The following is a 12,844-nucleotide window of genomic DNA, read 5'->3' on the forward strand; positions in this document are numbered from 1 at the left end:
GCGAAGCAGTGCGGTTGTGACGATCCTGGGACATTCCACCTCGGGGCGAAAGGGCACAGATCGTACCGACCACGGTTCTGGCGGAGTGCGCCGCTGGGCCGTCCGGCAAGGCAAGGAGTGTCCATGCGTACCACTCACATGACCGCGGTCGCCCTCGCGGCAGCGCTGCTGACCGTCGCGTCCCCGGCTGTCGCGCAGTCCACGCCGCCGAGCAACGGCTCCGCCGCCCCGTCCGCGTGCCGCCCGGCCAACCACACGGCGAGGATCACCGAGGTGCCCGCCGGTTCCGGGCACCACCACTACCGCGTCACCCTGACGGCACCCCGTGGATATGACTCCTGCGAACTGGCCGGGTCCCCGACCGACCTGCGGTTCTCCGACCGCGGCTCGCAGACCCGGGTCACCGCCGGCCCATACGGCGACCAGCACACCCCGGTGACCTTCGGCCCGGGCCACCCGGTGCACTTCCACATCCAGGTTCCCGGCGACGCCCGCCGGGTCTCCGCGGACGAGGCGTCCTTCACGCTCCAGGCCCCGGGCGGGCCGATCCCCGGTTCGTCCTACGCCCGAGGCACGATGAAGGTCGCCGCCGGTACCCTCATCGGCCCCCTGCGGTCAGGGGTCTGACGGCGGCCCGACGCCCCTGGAGCGGCTGGAGGGCACAACCTCGTACCGTCGGCAGGAAGCGGAAGCGGAAGCGGAAGCGGGTGCGGCACAGGGTGGCCTCGCGGTCGGCCGGGGCAGCTCCGGCGAGGAGTTCGCCGCGACCGCCTCGTCGAGCGCAGGCCCATCGGTGGGGCAGCCCCGGTGGACAGGCGTCGTCCGTTGGCGGGGCGGAATACGCGAGCGGCGCCCGAGCGACCTGGGCCGGGTACGGGCAGAGGAAGCGCCTCCTCTGCCCGTACCCGGCCGCCGAGCCTCGCGCTACGGGACGGACGCGGCTACGGGACGAGCCTGAGCAGCTTGTTCGGGGAGCCGGTTCCGACACCGGTGAGGACGTTGCCGGTCGCACTGTTCACGAGGGCCGCGGCCACTGCCGCCGGCGAGGAGCCGGGGTGGTTCGTCAGGTAGACAGCGGCCGCGCCGGCGACGTGCGGTGCCGCGAAGGACGTGCCGCTGCCGGTGTAGGTGGCGGTGTCCGAGGTGGCCCAGCCGGCCGTGATATCGGAGCCCGGCGCGAAGAGGTCCACCAGGGGGCCGTAGTTGGAGTAGGAGGCCCGTGCGTCGGTCCGGGTCGTGGCGCCGACGGTGAGCGCGGTGTCCACCCGGGCGGGCGAGAACCCGGATGCGGGGGCGTTGGAATTGCCGGCCGCGATGGAGTACGTCACACCCGCCGCGATGGACCGGCGTACCGCGTTGTCCAGGGTGGTGCTGGGTCCACCGCCCAGCGAGACGTTGGCGACGGAGGACGCCACGCGGTTGGCGGTGATCCAGTCGACGCCGGCGACGACCCCGGCGGTCGTGCCCGAGCCGTTGTTGTCGAGGACCCGCACGGCGACGACCTTCGCCTTCTTGGCCACCCCGTAGGTGGTACCGGCGGCGGTCGTGGCGACGTGCGTGCCATGCCCGTTGCCGTCCTGGGCGACGTTGTCGTTGTCGACGAAGTCGTAGCCGTTCGAGGCCCGGCCGGCGATGTCCTGGTGCGTGATGCGTACGCCGGTGTCCAGGACGAAGACGGTGGCGCCGCCGCCGGCGGAGTCCGGGTAGGTGAAGGTGCGGTTCAGCGGCAGGTTCGTCTGGTCGATCCGGTCGAGTCCCCAGGGCGCGTCGGTCTGGGTGGCGGTGGAATGGACCTTCTGGTCCTGCTCGACCGAGGCGACCGCCGGGTCGGCGGCGAGACGCTTGGCCCCGGTGCTGCTGAGCTTGGCCGCGTAGCCGTTCAACGCCGAGGTGTACGTGCGCTCGACCCGGCCGCCGTAGCTCGATATCAGCTTCTTGCCCCGTGCCGCGGACGCGCTGAACCCGGCTGTCTCCTTCAGCGTGACGAGGTAGCTGCCGGGAATGGCCTCGGCCGTCGCCGCGTGGAGGATGCTGCCTTCCTTCTGCGCCGCCTGGGCCGGTAAGGCGGCACCGGCTCCGACCGCGAGCACCAGTGTTGTCGCCGCGGCGATCCCTGTGGCGATCTTCCGCCTGGTGGTGCTTACTGCTGCCATGACAGGTCTCCTCGAACGTGACGCGTTGACGCGCCGGGATGGCGTACGGGTTTCCGTCCGCCGCATCCGACGATGCCGCCGCGGATTCGGCGGGGGCAAGCGGGAACGGGATGATGTCACGGCCGCGACACAGAGGTGACGGCACGTCAACTTCACGTACACACAACGCAATAGTGATGTCGAAGACCGGCAGTCGCCGCCGTCCGGGAGAGCGCGAGTCATGCCGCGATCGGCAAGGACCTCCCGCCCGGCGTGGACCGACGGGCGGGGCCGGCGTGCCGTCGTCCGCAGCTCCACCGCGGACCGGCGCGCCCGCCGAGCCGACGGAGGCGAAGCGCAGCGCGGTGGGGCCTTCCCGGCTCCCGAGCGGTCGCGGCATGACGTTGGAGATTGCCCGGCCGAGGCGATATCTCCGAATGCCTCTGGACCTTCTCCCGCCCACTTCGATCCGCACCATTGCTGACCCGTCCATCGGGGTGGGACCGTGGCCGACATGGCCGACACTCGCTCGCGAGGCTACGAGGCAGCCGTCCGGTGGATGTTCTGGTTCGGCATCGTCCTGTTGCTGCTGGGTCTGGCCGCCCTCACGGTCGGGCGGACGGGAGGCGCCCGATCGTGGGTGTGCGACCCCGGCTGTCATGTGATGGCAAGCACGGCGTGGGAGATCATCAGAACGCTGGGTGCGGTGGGCGCTGGCCTGGGCGCGCTACTTTGGGCCACCGCCGTGCTCATGGCCACTCTCCGCCGTCCGCAGCCCCCTCCGTCGTCGTAGCGAGATCGAACACCGACCCAACGCCTGACGGACGCGGCGACGGCTGCTGCGACGAACCGGCCGCTCCACCCGCCACCGCGCACAGCCTGGTGCCATCGTCTCGATGCGCCGGGCGTTGAGATGGTGCGCAGGGCGGGTTCGTATCCGTCTCGGCCGCGCCTTCGGGCCGGCACACCCGGGAGGGAGCGGCTTCACGTGGTGAGTAGTCTTCTTCTCAAGCCTCTCTCGCCGTCACGTTCGGAAGTCAACCCATGCGACCGTCGCAGTTGCCCCGCCCCGCCTCACCGGCGTCCGGTGTGCTCCGGGGCGCGCGGGCGGCGGTCCTTGCCGTGCTGTGTGTCCTGCTGCCGATGGTCGGGCACGTGCTCTCGCAGGGGCACGCTCCGCAGTGGGCTGTCGTGGGTCTGGTGGGTCTGGTGGCCGTGCCGGGGTCCGTGTTCCTGACCAGGAGGCGGCTCACGGACGGTCAGCTGCTCGGGGTGCTCGTCGCGGCGCAGGTCGCTCATCACGCCACGTACGCGTTGCCCGGGATGTGCCGTGCGGCAGCCGGAGCGGACGCCGCCCTCGGCGTCCCGTCGTGGGTGGAGCACGGCGCGGCCCTGCAACTGCCGGCCGGGGTGGTCTTTTCCGGCCACATGATCACTCTGGTCGTGGCCGCCCGGCTGCTCGGGGTGACCGAGCAGATGCTGTGGCGGAGCAAGCCTCTGCTGGCCGGCGTCCGGCGCCTTCTGGCGTTCGTCTGGCCGCTCGTCATCGTGCGGGGCCATGGACCCCGGGAGCGGCTGGGGACCACCGCGACACCGATGAAGCCCGCCGTTCTCGTACGGCTGTGCTCCGGCCGGGCACCTCCGCCCGCGGGTGCTCTCCTCGTCCGTCGTTCCCGGCTGCTGCCGGTCGGCTGTCCTGCCTTGTCCTGACAGACATACGCGTGCAGGGGATGGCCGGCGTGCGCCGGTCCACGCGTATTCCCGCGGCTGAGGCCGCGGGCCGCACAGGGAGTCCCCTCACCGATGTTCCCCACTCATCGGCGTGCCCGCTTCGCGGCGCGCGCCCTTGTCGTACCCGCCGCCCTGGGCAAGCTCGCCGCAGGCGCACCCCTGGCGGCGGCCCACACCGATCTCGACAGCACTCCCGCAGCGGATGCGTCCCTCGCTCGGGTACCTGAGAGCGTCACCCTGACCTTCAGTGACCCGATGAGTCAGAAGTACGCCAAGGTCGCCGTGACCGGCCCCGGCAAGCAGCCCGTCGGCCGGGGAGCCCCGCAGGTCGACGGCAAGCGCGTCACGGTCGCCCTCGATCAGCAGGCTCCAGCAGGTACTTACCGCGTCGGCTACCGGGTCGTGTCCGCGGACAGCCACGCCGTCTCCGGCAGCTATACCTTCACCGTGCGCATCCCCGAGGCGTCCGCATCCCCGGCGACGTCCCCGCCGCCCGGACAGCCGGCGCCGCCCGCCCCGGACCGGACTCCGGTCTCCCCGGCGGCTTCGGAGAACGACGGTTGGGCCGGTACGAGCACGGCGGTCACCGCGGGCGGGATGCTGCTTGCCGCCGGCACGGCAGGCTGCCTCGTGGTCCGGCGCAGGAGGGCCGGCAGATCGACCGCGACGACGCCGGCGACCCCTTGGCCGCCTACAACACCTACCTCGCCGGGCTCCACGCCCGCGACCGACACCCCCATCCCCGCGAAACCCCCAAGAGGCAACCATGAAGAAGCTGACCAAGCACCTGATCATCGCCGCCGTACTACTGGCGAGCTTCGCGGCGGCGCTCGGCTCCTACCTCCTGCTGCGCCCCGACACTCCCTCCGACAGCGCCACGAACATTCGGCCCGCCGCCCAGGCCCTGCCCGTACGGGACTCCAGCCACCGTCTCAGCACGCCCGGGCGCAGTGAACTGACCATCGTCGAGTTCCTCGACTTCGAGTGCGAAGCGTGCGGTGCGTACTACCCGGTCGTGGAGAAGCTCCGCGATCAGTACGGCGACCGGGTCACCTTCGTCGCCCGGTACTTCCCCATGCCCAGCCACCGCAACGGCGAACTCGCCGCCCGTACGGCCGAAGCTGCGGCGCGGCAGGGCAAGTTCGAGGAGATGTACAGCAAGCTCTTCGCCACTCAGAAGACGTGGGGTGAGTCGCAGGAGAGCAAGGAGAGCGTCTTCCGTGGCTACGCGAAGGAGCTCGGACTGGACATGACGAAGTTCGACACCGACCTCGCCGCCCCGGCCACCGCCGAACGCGTCCGGGCCGACCAGCGCGACGGCCTCGGCCTCGGTGTCCAGGGAACACCGACCTTCATCGTCGACGGCACCAAGGTCCAGAACCCGGCCTCGTACGACGCGTTCAAGCAGCTCATCGACGACCGCCTCGCGGACTGACCAGGAGGTGTCATGCAACCCCTCATCGACGAGGCCCGTACCTTCCCCGCCCGTACCTTCCCCGCCCGCGCCGCCGCTCACCGTCCGGACCTCGGCCCGCACACCACGAGTGCCCCACCCCGGGCGATTCTCCTCGCCTGCTCCGACGCCCCTGTGCGGTACCCGTGCGTTCAAGTCCGTCCGATCGACCGGACACTGCGCCTGCACGCCTGGTTCTACGACATCGACGCGGGCACCACTGTCCGCTACGACCCGCGCGCCAGCGCCTTCCTGCCGCTGTGAACGCCCCCGTTTCCCCCTTCGTACACGACAAGGTGAACTCCGTGGACGCGGACAACGCACTCGCCCATGACGAACGCCTCACCGCCCCCCGCACCTGGTGGGTCATCGTCTTCGCCTTCGGCCTGGCCATGGCCCTGGTGTTCTTCCCCTACGGGGCTGCCGCTGCCCTCGTCGCCTTTGCGATCGGCGGCGGCCTGGCCTCAAGCTTCGTCATGTCCCAGGGGGCGATGCGTATCCGTGTCACCCCGAACTCGGTCGTCATCGGTGACGCCCGCCTGCCGCTGAACGCCCTGGGCGAGCCCCACGTCCTGGCCGGGGAGGAAGCCCGGGCGTGGCGTACCCACAAGGCCGACGCGCGGGCTTTCCTGGTCATGCGCAGCTACATCGGCACAGCGGTACGCGTCGAGATCCTTGATCCGGACGACCCCACGCCCTACCTCTACGTCTCCACCCGCGCACCCGAGCAACTCGCCGCGGCGATCCGGGCTGCCGCCTGCGGCGGGGAGGCAAGAGGCCAAGGCTAGAGGCCCTTCAGGGCTTGCTCATCGTCGCCGTCGTTCCTCCCTCACCAAGGAGTTCACCGTGGTCCACCTTCCGTCCGCCGTCCGCAGGACCAGTTCCGCAGGAGCCCTCGCACTGACGGTGGTCCTCATTTCAGCGGCACCCGCACGGGCGCACGTAGAGGTTCGGTCCGACACCCCGCAGGCACTTGCTCAGAACGTGAGCCTTACGTTCGAGGCCGAGGCCGAGTCGGACAGCGCGGGCATCACCGAAATGCGCATCGTCCTGCCCGAGGGCATCAGCCCTGGCGACGTCACTCTGCGAGGGCAGCCCAAGGGGTGGAAGCTGAAAGCCGGCTCCGACGGCTTCACGGTCGGCGGACCACCGGTCGCCGTCGGCACCAACGCCGTCTTCACGGTCAAGGTCCGCCAGCTTCCGGACGTCGACGAGCTGGCCTTCAAGACCATCGAAACCTACAGCGACGGCAAGATCTCCCGGTGGATCGAAGTTCCCCACGGGGACACCAGGCCGGAACAGCCGGCGCCCATAATGGAGTTGCAGGGTCCGGCTCCGGGAGCCGGACCCATCACCCCCAGCCCCACGACGAGCGACGCCTCGGCCCCATCGCCCTCCGCCACCTCTCTCTCCCCGGCCGCAACGACCGCCGAGGCGGCCGAGGCAGCCGACAAGGACGAGGACAGCGGAGGCCGAACAGAGGCGCTCATCGCCGGAGCGGTGATCGCACTGGCCGCGGCGGGCGGCGCGTGGTGGCTGTTCAGGCGCCGCACAGCGGGACCTCGGAACTGAGCCGGCCGCACGGCTCAACGGCCTGCTCGCCGTTCCGCGCCGGTGTCGGACCGGCCGCAGGCTGCGAGCGGCCCGCCGCCAAAGGACCTCTGCCCAGCGCACTCCTTGGTCTCCCCCAAGGAGAACGGGAGCCGGTCATGAACTCCCGGTGAGACATTCGCAGCTCCGGTGCACCCGATCGAGGGAACGCACCGGGGCAGTTCTCACGCCACTCGACCGCGAAGGAGGGGCGGCACACGGCCTCGACGGCTTGATCAGCACGGACGACACCCACCACTAACGAGCACTTTATGTGCTCGAGTGGCTACAGTCTGCGCTCGTGAGGGGAAGGGCTGGACGCCGCGTCAGCCGCCTCGGGGTGTGGACCCAGGCGGCCTTGATGGTGCTGCTCGCCGTCCTCGTTCACCTGCTGGGCTGCGCGCATGGACCCGCACCCTCCGGTGAGGAGCGGGTCGACAGCATCGCCGCGGTCTTCGGGCCCTCGTACAGCCGGCCCCCGCCCCCGCAGACGTATCGGCCTGACCAGGTGCCGCAGCCCGCAGGCGACGGTGACGTGCACTGCCAGAGCGGCGACGAGCCCAGCACCCAGGTGCCACGCGCCGCGGAACAGGCCGACGTCGCCGTACACGAGATCCCCGCAGCACATCGCGGCGGTGTTGCCCACCAGGGTTCGCAGCGGACCCCGCCCCCGCGCTGTGCGCGAATCCCCTCCCAGCAGAAGCGTGCCTGCCTGGGTGTCTGGCGGACGTGACCGGCCTGTGAGCCGTCGTTACGCGGGCTTCCGTCCGCCGCGGCGCCACGGTCACTCGTCTCGTCCCCCTGCGCAGCGGCCGACAGCCTTCCGGCGTCGGCCGCAGGAGAAGCACGTCATGAACCAGAGCACCCGCACTTTCACCCTTGCCGCGCCCGCCGGTCTCCTCGCCGACGCGAAACGTCCGATGCACACCCCGGCCGGACTGGTCGGCGACACCCCCGTCCTGTGGATCGGCGCCCCCTTCACCGCACCCGGCCGCGGCTTCTGGGCCAAGCTGGAGGGCCACAACCCCGGCGGAATCAAGGACCGCACCGCCCTGAACATGGTGCTGGCCGCCCGGCAACGTGGACAACTGCTGCCCGGGGCACGAATCATCGAGTCCACCTCCGGCACCCTCGGCCTGGGACTGGCCCTCGCCGCGGCCGTGTACGGGCACCCGGTCACCGTCGTCACCGACCCCGGGATGGAGCCGCTCATGAGCGGGCTGCTCAACGCCTACGGCGTCGATGTGGAACGCGTGGAAACGCCGCACCTGGTCGGCGGCTGGCAGGAGGCCCGCCGCCGGCGCGTCGAAGAACTCCTCGCGACCCGGCCCGACGCCTGGTGCCCCGACCAGTACAACAACCCCGACAACGTCGCCGCCTACGCCACGCTCGCCCATGAACTCGTCGCCCAGCTCGGCAGGATCGACACCCTGGTCGTCTCCGTCGGCACCGGCGGGCACTCCGCCGGCATCGCCTCCGTCCTGCGCGGCTACTTCCCGCACCTGCGGGTGGTGGGCGTGGACACCACCGGATCGACCATCTTCGGTCAGCCCGCGGCCACGCGCCTGATGCGAGGCCTGGGCAGCAGCATCCATCCCCGTAACGTCGCCTACGAGCTGTTCGACGAGGTTCACTGGGTGGCTGCCCCGGAAGCGGTCTGGGCGGCGCGGCGGCTGGCCCGCGACCACTACGCCACCGGCGGCTGGAGCGTCGGTGCGGTCGCCCTCGTCTCCCGCTGGCTGGCCCGGACCCTGCCGGCCGAGAACCGGACGCTGACCGTCTTCCCCGACGGACCGCAGCGCTACATCGGCACCGTCTTCGACGACGCCTACTGCCGTGAACACGAGCTGCTGGATCACCTTCCCGCCGAGGATCCCGACGAGATCGCCCGCCCCGGTGACCGGGTCGTCTCCCGCTGGACCCGCTGTACCCGCGTCACCGACCCCCTCGAACTCGACGCACGGCTGCTCACGGAGGCCGCCCGATGAGGGCCGTCCGGGAAAAGACCCGTTCCTTCTCCGCCCCCGTCAGACTGCTGATGGTCAACCAGTTCGCCATCAACCTCGCCTTCTACATGCTCATGCCCTACCTGGCCGCCCACCTCGCCGGCCCGCTCGGGCTGGCCGCATGGGCCGTCGGACTGGTCCTGGGGGTGCGCAACTTCTCCCAGCAGGGCATGTTCCTCATCGGCGGGACCATCGCCGACCGGTTCGGCTACAAGGCGCCCATCATGGCCGGCTGCCTGCTGCGCACCGCCGGATTCGGGCTGCTGGGCTGGGTGGACAGCCTGCCCGCGCTGATCGCCGCGTCCGCCGCCACCGGGTTCGCCGGCGCGCTGTTCAACCCCGCCGTCCGCGCCTACCTGGCCGCCGAGGCGGGTGAGCGCAGGGTCGACGCCTTCGCGACTTTCAACGTCTACTACCAGGCAGGGATGTTCCTGGGCCCTCTCGTCGGTCTCGCCCTGCTCGCCGCCGATTTCCAGGCCGTGTGCACGGCCGCCGCCGCTGTCTTCGCCGTACTCACCGTGCAGCAATGGCGCGCCCTGCCCGATCGTCGCGGTGCGGGCGCGGACGCCGCCGCCGACCCGGCCGGGAGCGTCCTCGCGCAGTGGCGATCGGTTCTGGCGAACCGTTCGTTCCTGCTGTTCTCCGGTGCCATGATCGGCTCCTATGTGCTGACCTTCCAGATCTATCTCGCCCTCCCGCTGGCGGCGGGAGACGCCCTGGGGACGAACGCCACCAAGGTCACCAGCGGCCTTTTCGTCATCTCCGCCGCCGTGACGGTCACCGCGCAACTGCGACTGACGGCGTGGGCGAAGAACCGGTGGAGCCCGCACCAAGCCCTGACCGTCGGACTGTCCTGCATGGGCCTGGCCTTCGCCCCGCTCGCGCTCACCCCACGGGACCTGCCCGCCGTGGCCTTGATCGCGCTCGTGGGAGCGGCGGTGCTCCTCGCCGTCGGCAGCGCGATCGTCTACCCCTTCGAGATGGACACCGTGGTCGCCCTGTGCGACAACCGGTTGGTCGCCACCCACTACGGCCTGTACAACACCATCTCCGGCCTGGGCATCACCCTGGGCAACCTGGCCATCGGAGCCCTGTGGGGCTTCGCACAGAGCAACGAGATGGTCTGGCTGGTCTGGGGGGCTCTCGTTGCGACGGGCTGTGCGTGCGCGGCATCGGTCACCGCGCTGGCCCGCAACGGGAGACTCTCCGAACATCGAGTCACCCGAGCGGTCGGCTCGACGTCCCTCTGATCTGGGCAGACGGGTCGGCCCCGCCCGATGATCCAGGCGGCGACGGGGCGGGTGCGGTGGTTGAGGATCTCGAAGCCCGCGGCGGTCTCCAGCCCGGGTACTCCCGGTGCTGCCGGGACCTGGTGTCGTCGGTCGATCCTCGGCCGGAGGCCATGCCGGGCGGTGGGAGGCGGTGAGGGCAGGGCTGGGAAGCGCTTCCGTGTGTTCTCACGGGCCGGCGGGCGGCACGGAGAGGGTGTGGCGGAAGACGTCGAGGGGGTCCCAGCGGGCTTTCACGGCGCGGAGCCGAGGGGCGTTGCCCTTGAAGTAGAGGCTCTGCCAGTCGGCGGGGGAGGTGTTGTGGGCCGGGTCGGCGAGGTCGGTGTCGGCGTAGTTGATGAAGGCTCCGTCGCTGATGCCTCCGGGGAGGGGGACTCCGCCGGTGTCGGCGTAGACGTCGCGGTAGAACTCCCGGATCGCCGAGAGATGGGCGGCGTCCTGCGCGGGGTCGGTCCAGCCGCTCAGGTAGAGGAGTTTGAGGACGGAGTCCCGCTGGGCGACCGCGGTGTGCCGGGGGTGGACGGCGTTGACCCGGCCACCGTAGGTGTTGAGGGTGATACCGGCGAAGGCGGTGGTGTCGGTGCGGGTGAGGTGGTGGTGGACCGCGGCGAGCATGCGGGGGGTGAACCGGCGGCGTAGATAGCCGGACTTGACCTTGATGCGGTAGTCGCCGACCGAGTTCTCGCCGGAGCCGCGCAGGGTCGCGGTGAGCCAGGGGAGTTCGCGTGAGGTGTGGGAGACGGGGGCGGCGGTGCCCCGGGAGAGGTCGGCCACGAGGTTCTCCAGGAGCCGCTGGGCCTCCTGGTGTCCGGCGGTGACCTGGCCGAAGAGTATCGGTCCGGCGCTCGCGGCGCGGTGGGACAGGGCGAATTCGGCGTAGATCGGGGCGGTGGGGGTGCCGGGGGCGGAGTTGCGTTCGGCCCACCGTCCGTGGTTGTCGACCAGGCGGGTCAAGGCCGCCTGGTCCAGTTGTCGCCAGTCCCACTCCACGCGGAAGGTGGTGGCGGTGGCGGGTGGTACGGGCAGCAGCCGTTCGGGCGGGGTGGCGGAGGTCGTGCCCGGGGAGCGGAACCAGTAGCGGGTGGCGACGCCGAATGTGCCGCCGCCTCCGCCGGTGTGGGCCCACCACAGATCGCGGTGGGGGTCGTCCGGTTCGCGGGTGGCGATGACCGCGCGGGCGCGTCCGGAGCGGTCCACGACGACGGTTTCGACGGCGTACAGATGGTCGGAGAGGAGTCCGTACATGCGGCAGAGCGGTCCGTACGCGCCTCCGGGGACATGGCCGCCGATGCCGACATCGGGGCAGTATCCGCCGGGGAGGGCGACGCCCCATCCGAGGTGGAGCAGGCGGTGTACCTCCTCCAGCGTGGCTCCGGGTTCGACGGCGAAGGCGTGCAGGCGCGGGTCATAGGCGACGGAGCGCAGGCGGGAGGTGTCGATGAGGACGCGGACGGCAGCGTTGTCGACGAGGTCCTCGAAGCAGTGGCCGCCGCTGCGGACGGCGACGCGTCGGCCCTCGCGTACGGCTTCGGTGACGCAGCGCACGGTCTGAGCGCTGGTCTCGACGGGACGGACCTCGTCGGGGGTGCCGCGGAAGCGGTTGGCGCCGCGGCTGACCAGATGTCCGTAGCGCGGGTCGGCGGGCCCGACCCGGGGGGCGTCGGAAGCGGTGGCAGACGCGCCGGCCGCCGCAGTGGTGGACAGCAGGCTCGCGGCACCGGTGAGGGCGGCGGTACCGAGGAGCCGGCGCCGGGAGTGCTGGGGTAATGCGGGGTACTGGTCCGTCATATGCCTGGCCTCTCCCCTGCGGTGCACCGATGGTGGCCAGAGGAAGGCTAGGCAGGGCGGCGGCCCGGCGCAATCAACTCCCCTGCGATATTTCGCCGTGCCGCGCCACATACGTCCGAAGAGGGACGACCTGGAATTTCCGGGCAGCCTTCCCGTGTCATGGCCGCACCGGCCTGCGGGGGCTCGTGCAGGGCAGGTATCCCGTCACCCGCGAGTCTGTCGCCTGGCTCTCGAAGCGGGGCCGGTGGCTGTCCTGCTCGGCCCGGATGGCCATCTGGACCGACCTGACCACAGGCGCGATCCAGCGACTCGACGCACTCCCGAACCCTGGATGGCCAGCAGCAACAGCCCATCCCGACGAACTCGAACCGCACACCGGAACCGTGGAACCCGGCGCCCACCCGACGCGACAGCCGGGCCATCGCCCTACCCGTCACCGACCCGACAAGCCGAAACGGACCGCCGGAGAATCCGACAGCCCGTCACGAAAGATCGAGTCTACCTTCGCCGAGGACGCCTCCCGCGTCCGCACCGGCACGGCCCCTCGCGCGATGGCCACTCTCCGCAACCTCGCCATCGGCCTCATCCGCCAGACCGGCTGGAACAACATCGCCGCCGCGACCGACCATTACCAGTCACGAGCAGGCCGTGCCTTTCAGCTACTCGATCTCGAAGCGTGAGAACGCATCGGCCCTGCCCTCTGCAGCGGTGAAGGCCCGCGATGGGGTGGGGCTTTGACAGTCTCGCCGGGGCATTGCATACTGATTGCTGCCAGTAAATTACATGGATTGACAATTCACGCCTCGCGTCTTCTGCTTCAGGAAGTTGGAGGATAATGCAAGACGTAATAGAGTC

Annotated in this window: 13 protein-coding genes and 1 pseudogene; 11 read left to right on the forward strand and 3 right to left on the reverse strand. The window is 70.7% G+C overall.

Annotation, left to right across the window (positions count from 1 at the left end; genetic code table 11):
* Positions 1-123: 123 nt before the first annotated feature.
* On the forward strand, positions 124-627 hold the full coding sequence (locus tag ACZ60Q_RS12810) for a DUF4232 domain-containing protein (protein ID WP_469632389.1): 504 nt from the start codon (positions 124-126) through the stop codon (positions 625-627).
* 314 nt (positions 628-941) lie between these two features.
* Here the strand turns inward: ACZ60Q_RS12810 and ACZ60Q_RS12815 are convergent, their stop codons facing one another.
* Positions 942-2,153 (reverse strand): S8 family peptidase, encoded by a 1,212-nt coding sequence (locus ACZ60Q_RS12815; RefSeq protein WP_469632392.1) that lies wholly within the window; start codon positions 2,151-2,153, stop codon positions 942-944.
* A 1,023-nt stretch (positions 2,154-3,176) separates the two neighbouring features.
* On the opposite strand from ACZ60Q_RS12815, the gene ACZ60Q_RS12820 reads away from it, so the two are divergent.
* Entirely contained in the window at positions 3,177-3,842 is a 666-nt protein-coding gene (locus ACZ60Q_RS12820) for a hypothetical protein (RefSeq protein WP_469632395.1), read from the forward strand.
* A 93-nt stretch (positions 3,843-3,935) separates the two neighbouring features.
* A pseudogene (locus tag ACZ60Q_RS12825) lies at positions 3,936-4,253 on the forward strand (copper resistance CopC family protein); the annotation flags it as partial.
* A 44-nt stretch (positions 4,254-4,297) separates the two neighbouring features.
* Here the strand turns inward: ACZ60Q_RS12825 and ACZ60Q_RS12830 are convergent.
* Entirely contained in the window at positions 4,298-4,603 is a 306-nt protein-coding gene (locus tag ACZ60Q_RS12830) for a hypothetical protein (RefSeq protein WP_469632795.1), read from the reverse strand.
* Positions 4,604-4,629: 26 nt separating this feature from the next.
* Between ACZ60Q_RS12830 and ACZ60Q_RS12835 the strand changes: the two genes are divergently transcribed.
* The 7 genes from ACZ60Q_RS12835 to ACZ60Q_RS12865 all read left to right on the forward strand — a co-directional run bounded on the left by ACZ60Q_RS12835 (position 4,630) and on the right by ACZ60Q_RS12865 (position 10,162).
* Complete coding sequence (locus ACZ60Q_RS12835; RefSeq protein ID WP_469632397.1) at positions 4,630-5,298, forward strand: DsbA family protein; 669 nt, start codon at positions 4,630-4,632, stop codon at positions 5,296-5,298.
* Between the two features lie 12 nt (positions 5,299-5,310).
* Positions 5,311-5,580: a hypothetical protein gene (locus ACZ60Q_RS12840; RefSeq protein WP_469632399.1), complete on the forward strand. Its 270-nt coding sequence runs from the start codon at positions 5,311-5,313 to the stop codon at positions 5,578-5,580.
* Positions 5,581-5,621: 41 nt separating this feature from the next.
* A complete protein-coding gene (locus ACZ60Q_RS12845; RefSeq protein ID WP_469632402.1) occupies positions 5,622-6,104 on the forward strand; it encodes a DUF3093 domain-containing protein in 483 nt (160 codons plus the stop codon).
* Between the two features lie 196 nt (positions 6,105-6,300).
* Positions 6,301-6,888, forward strand: a complete 588-nt coding sequence (locus ACZ60Q_RS12850; protein WP_469632404.1) for a DUF1775 domain-containing protein — start codon at positions 6,301-6,303, stop codon at positions 6,886-6,888.
* Between the two features lie 319 nt (positions 6,889-7,207).
* Entirely contained in the window at positions 7,208-7,639 is a 432-nt protein-coding gene (locus ACZ60Q_RS12855) for a hypothetical protein (RefSeq protein ID WP_469632407.1), read from the forward strand.
* A gap of 118 nt (positions 7,640-7,757) precedes the next feature.
* The gene (locus tag ACZ60Q_RS12860) at positions 7,758-8,894 is read left to right on the forward strand and encodes a PLP-dependent cysteine synthase family protein (RefSeq protein ID WP_469632410.1); all 1,137 of its coding nucleotides are present in this window, start codon (positions 7,758-7,760) and stop codon (positions 8,892-8,894) included.
* A complete protein-coding gene (locus ACZ60Q_RS12865; protein WP_469632413.1) occupies positions 8,891-10,162 on the forward strand; it encodes an MFS transporter in 1,272 nt (423 codons plus the stop codon). Before ACZ60Q_RS12860 ends, ACZ60Q_RS12865 begins: the two co-directional genes overlap by 4 nt.
* A 207-nt stretch (positions 10,163-10,369) precedes the next feature.
* Here the strand turns inward: ACZ60Q_RS12865 and ACZ60Q_RS12870 are convergent, their stop codons facing one another.
* Entirely contained in the window at positions 10,370-11,989 is a 1,620-nt protein-coding gene (locus ACZ60Q_RS12870) for an FAD-binding oxidoreductase (RefSeq protein WP_469632416.1), read from the reverse strand.
* 266 nt (positions 11,990-12,255) lie between these two features.
* On the opposite strand from ACZ60Q_RS12870, the gene ACZ60Q_RS12875 reads away from it, so the two are divergent.
* Positions 12,256-12,669 (forward strand): hypothetical protein, encoded by a 414-nt coding sequence (locus ACZ60Q_RS12875; RefSeq protein WP_469632419.1) that lies wholly within the window; start codon positions 12,256-12,258, stop codon positions 12,667-12,669.
* Positions 12,670-12,844: the final 175 nt, after the last annotated feature.

The organism is Streptomyces sp. NPDC104313, from assembly GCF_055583985.1.

Coding starts and splice junctions, on each gene's coding strand:
- ACZ60Q_RS12830 (WP_469632795.1), bottom strand. CDS start 4,603: ATGGGGGTGTCGGTCGCGGGCGTGGAGCCCGGCGAGGTAGGTGTTGTA.
- ACZ60Q_RS12860 (WP_469632410.1), top strand. CDS start 7,758: ATGAACCAGAGCACCCGCACTTTCACCCTTGCCGCGCCCGCCGGTCTC.
- ACZ60Q_RS12865 (WP_469632413.1), top strand. CDS start 8,891: ATGAGGGCCGTCCGGGAAAAGACCCGTTCCTTCTCCGCCCCCGTCAGA.
- ACZ60Q_RS12815 (WP_469632392.1), bottom strand. CDS start 2,153: ATGGCAGCAGTAAGCACCACCAGGCGGAAGATCGCCACAGGGATCGCC.
- ACZ60Q_RS12840 (WP_469632399.1), top strand. CDS start 5,311: ATGCAACCCCTCATCGACGAGGCCCGTACCTTCCCCGCCCGTACCTTC.
- ACZ60Q_RS12810 (WP_469632389.1), top strand. CDS start 124: ATGCGTACCACTCACATGACCGCGGTCGCCCTCGCGGCAGCGCTGCTG.
- ACZ60Q_RS12820 (WP_469632395.1), top strand. CDS start 3,177: ATGCGACCGTCGCAGTTGCCCCGCCCCGCCTCACCGGCGTCCGGTGTG.
- ACZ60Q_RS12835 (WP_469632397.1), top strand. CDS start 4,630: ATGAAGAAGCTGACCAAGCACCTGATCATCGCCGCCGTACTACTGGCG.
- ACZ60Q_RS12870 (WP_469632416.1), bottom strand. CDS start 11,989: ATGACGGACCAGTACCCCGCATTACCCCAGCACTCCCGGCGCCGGCTC.
- ACZ60Q_RS12875 (WP_469632419.1), top strand. CDS start 12,256: ATGGCCATCTGGACCGACCTGACCACAGGCGCGATCCAGCGACTCGAC.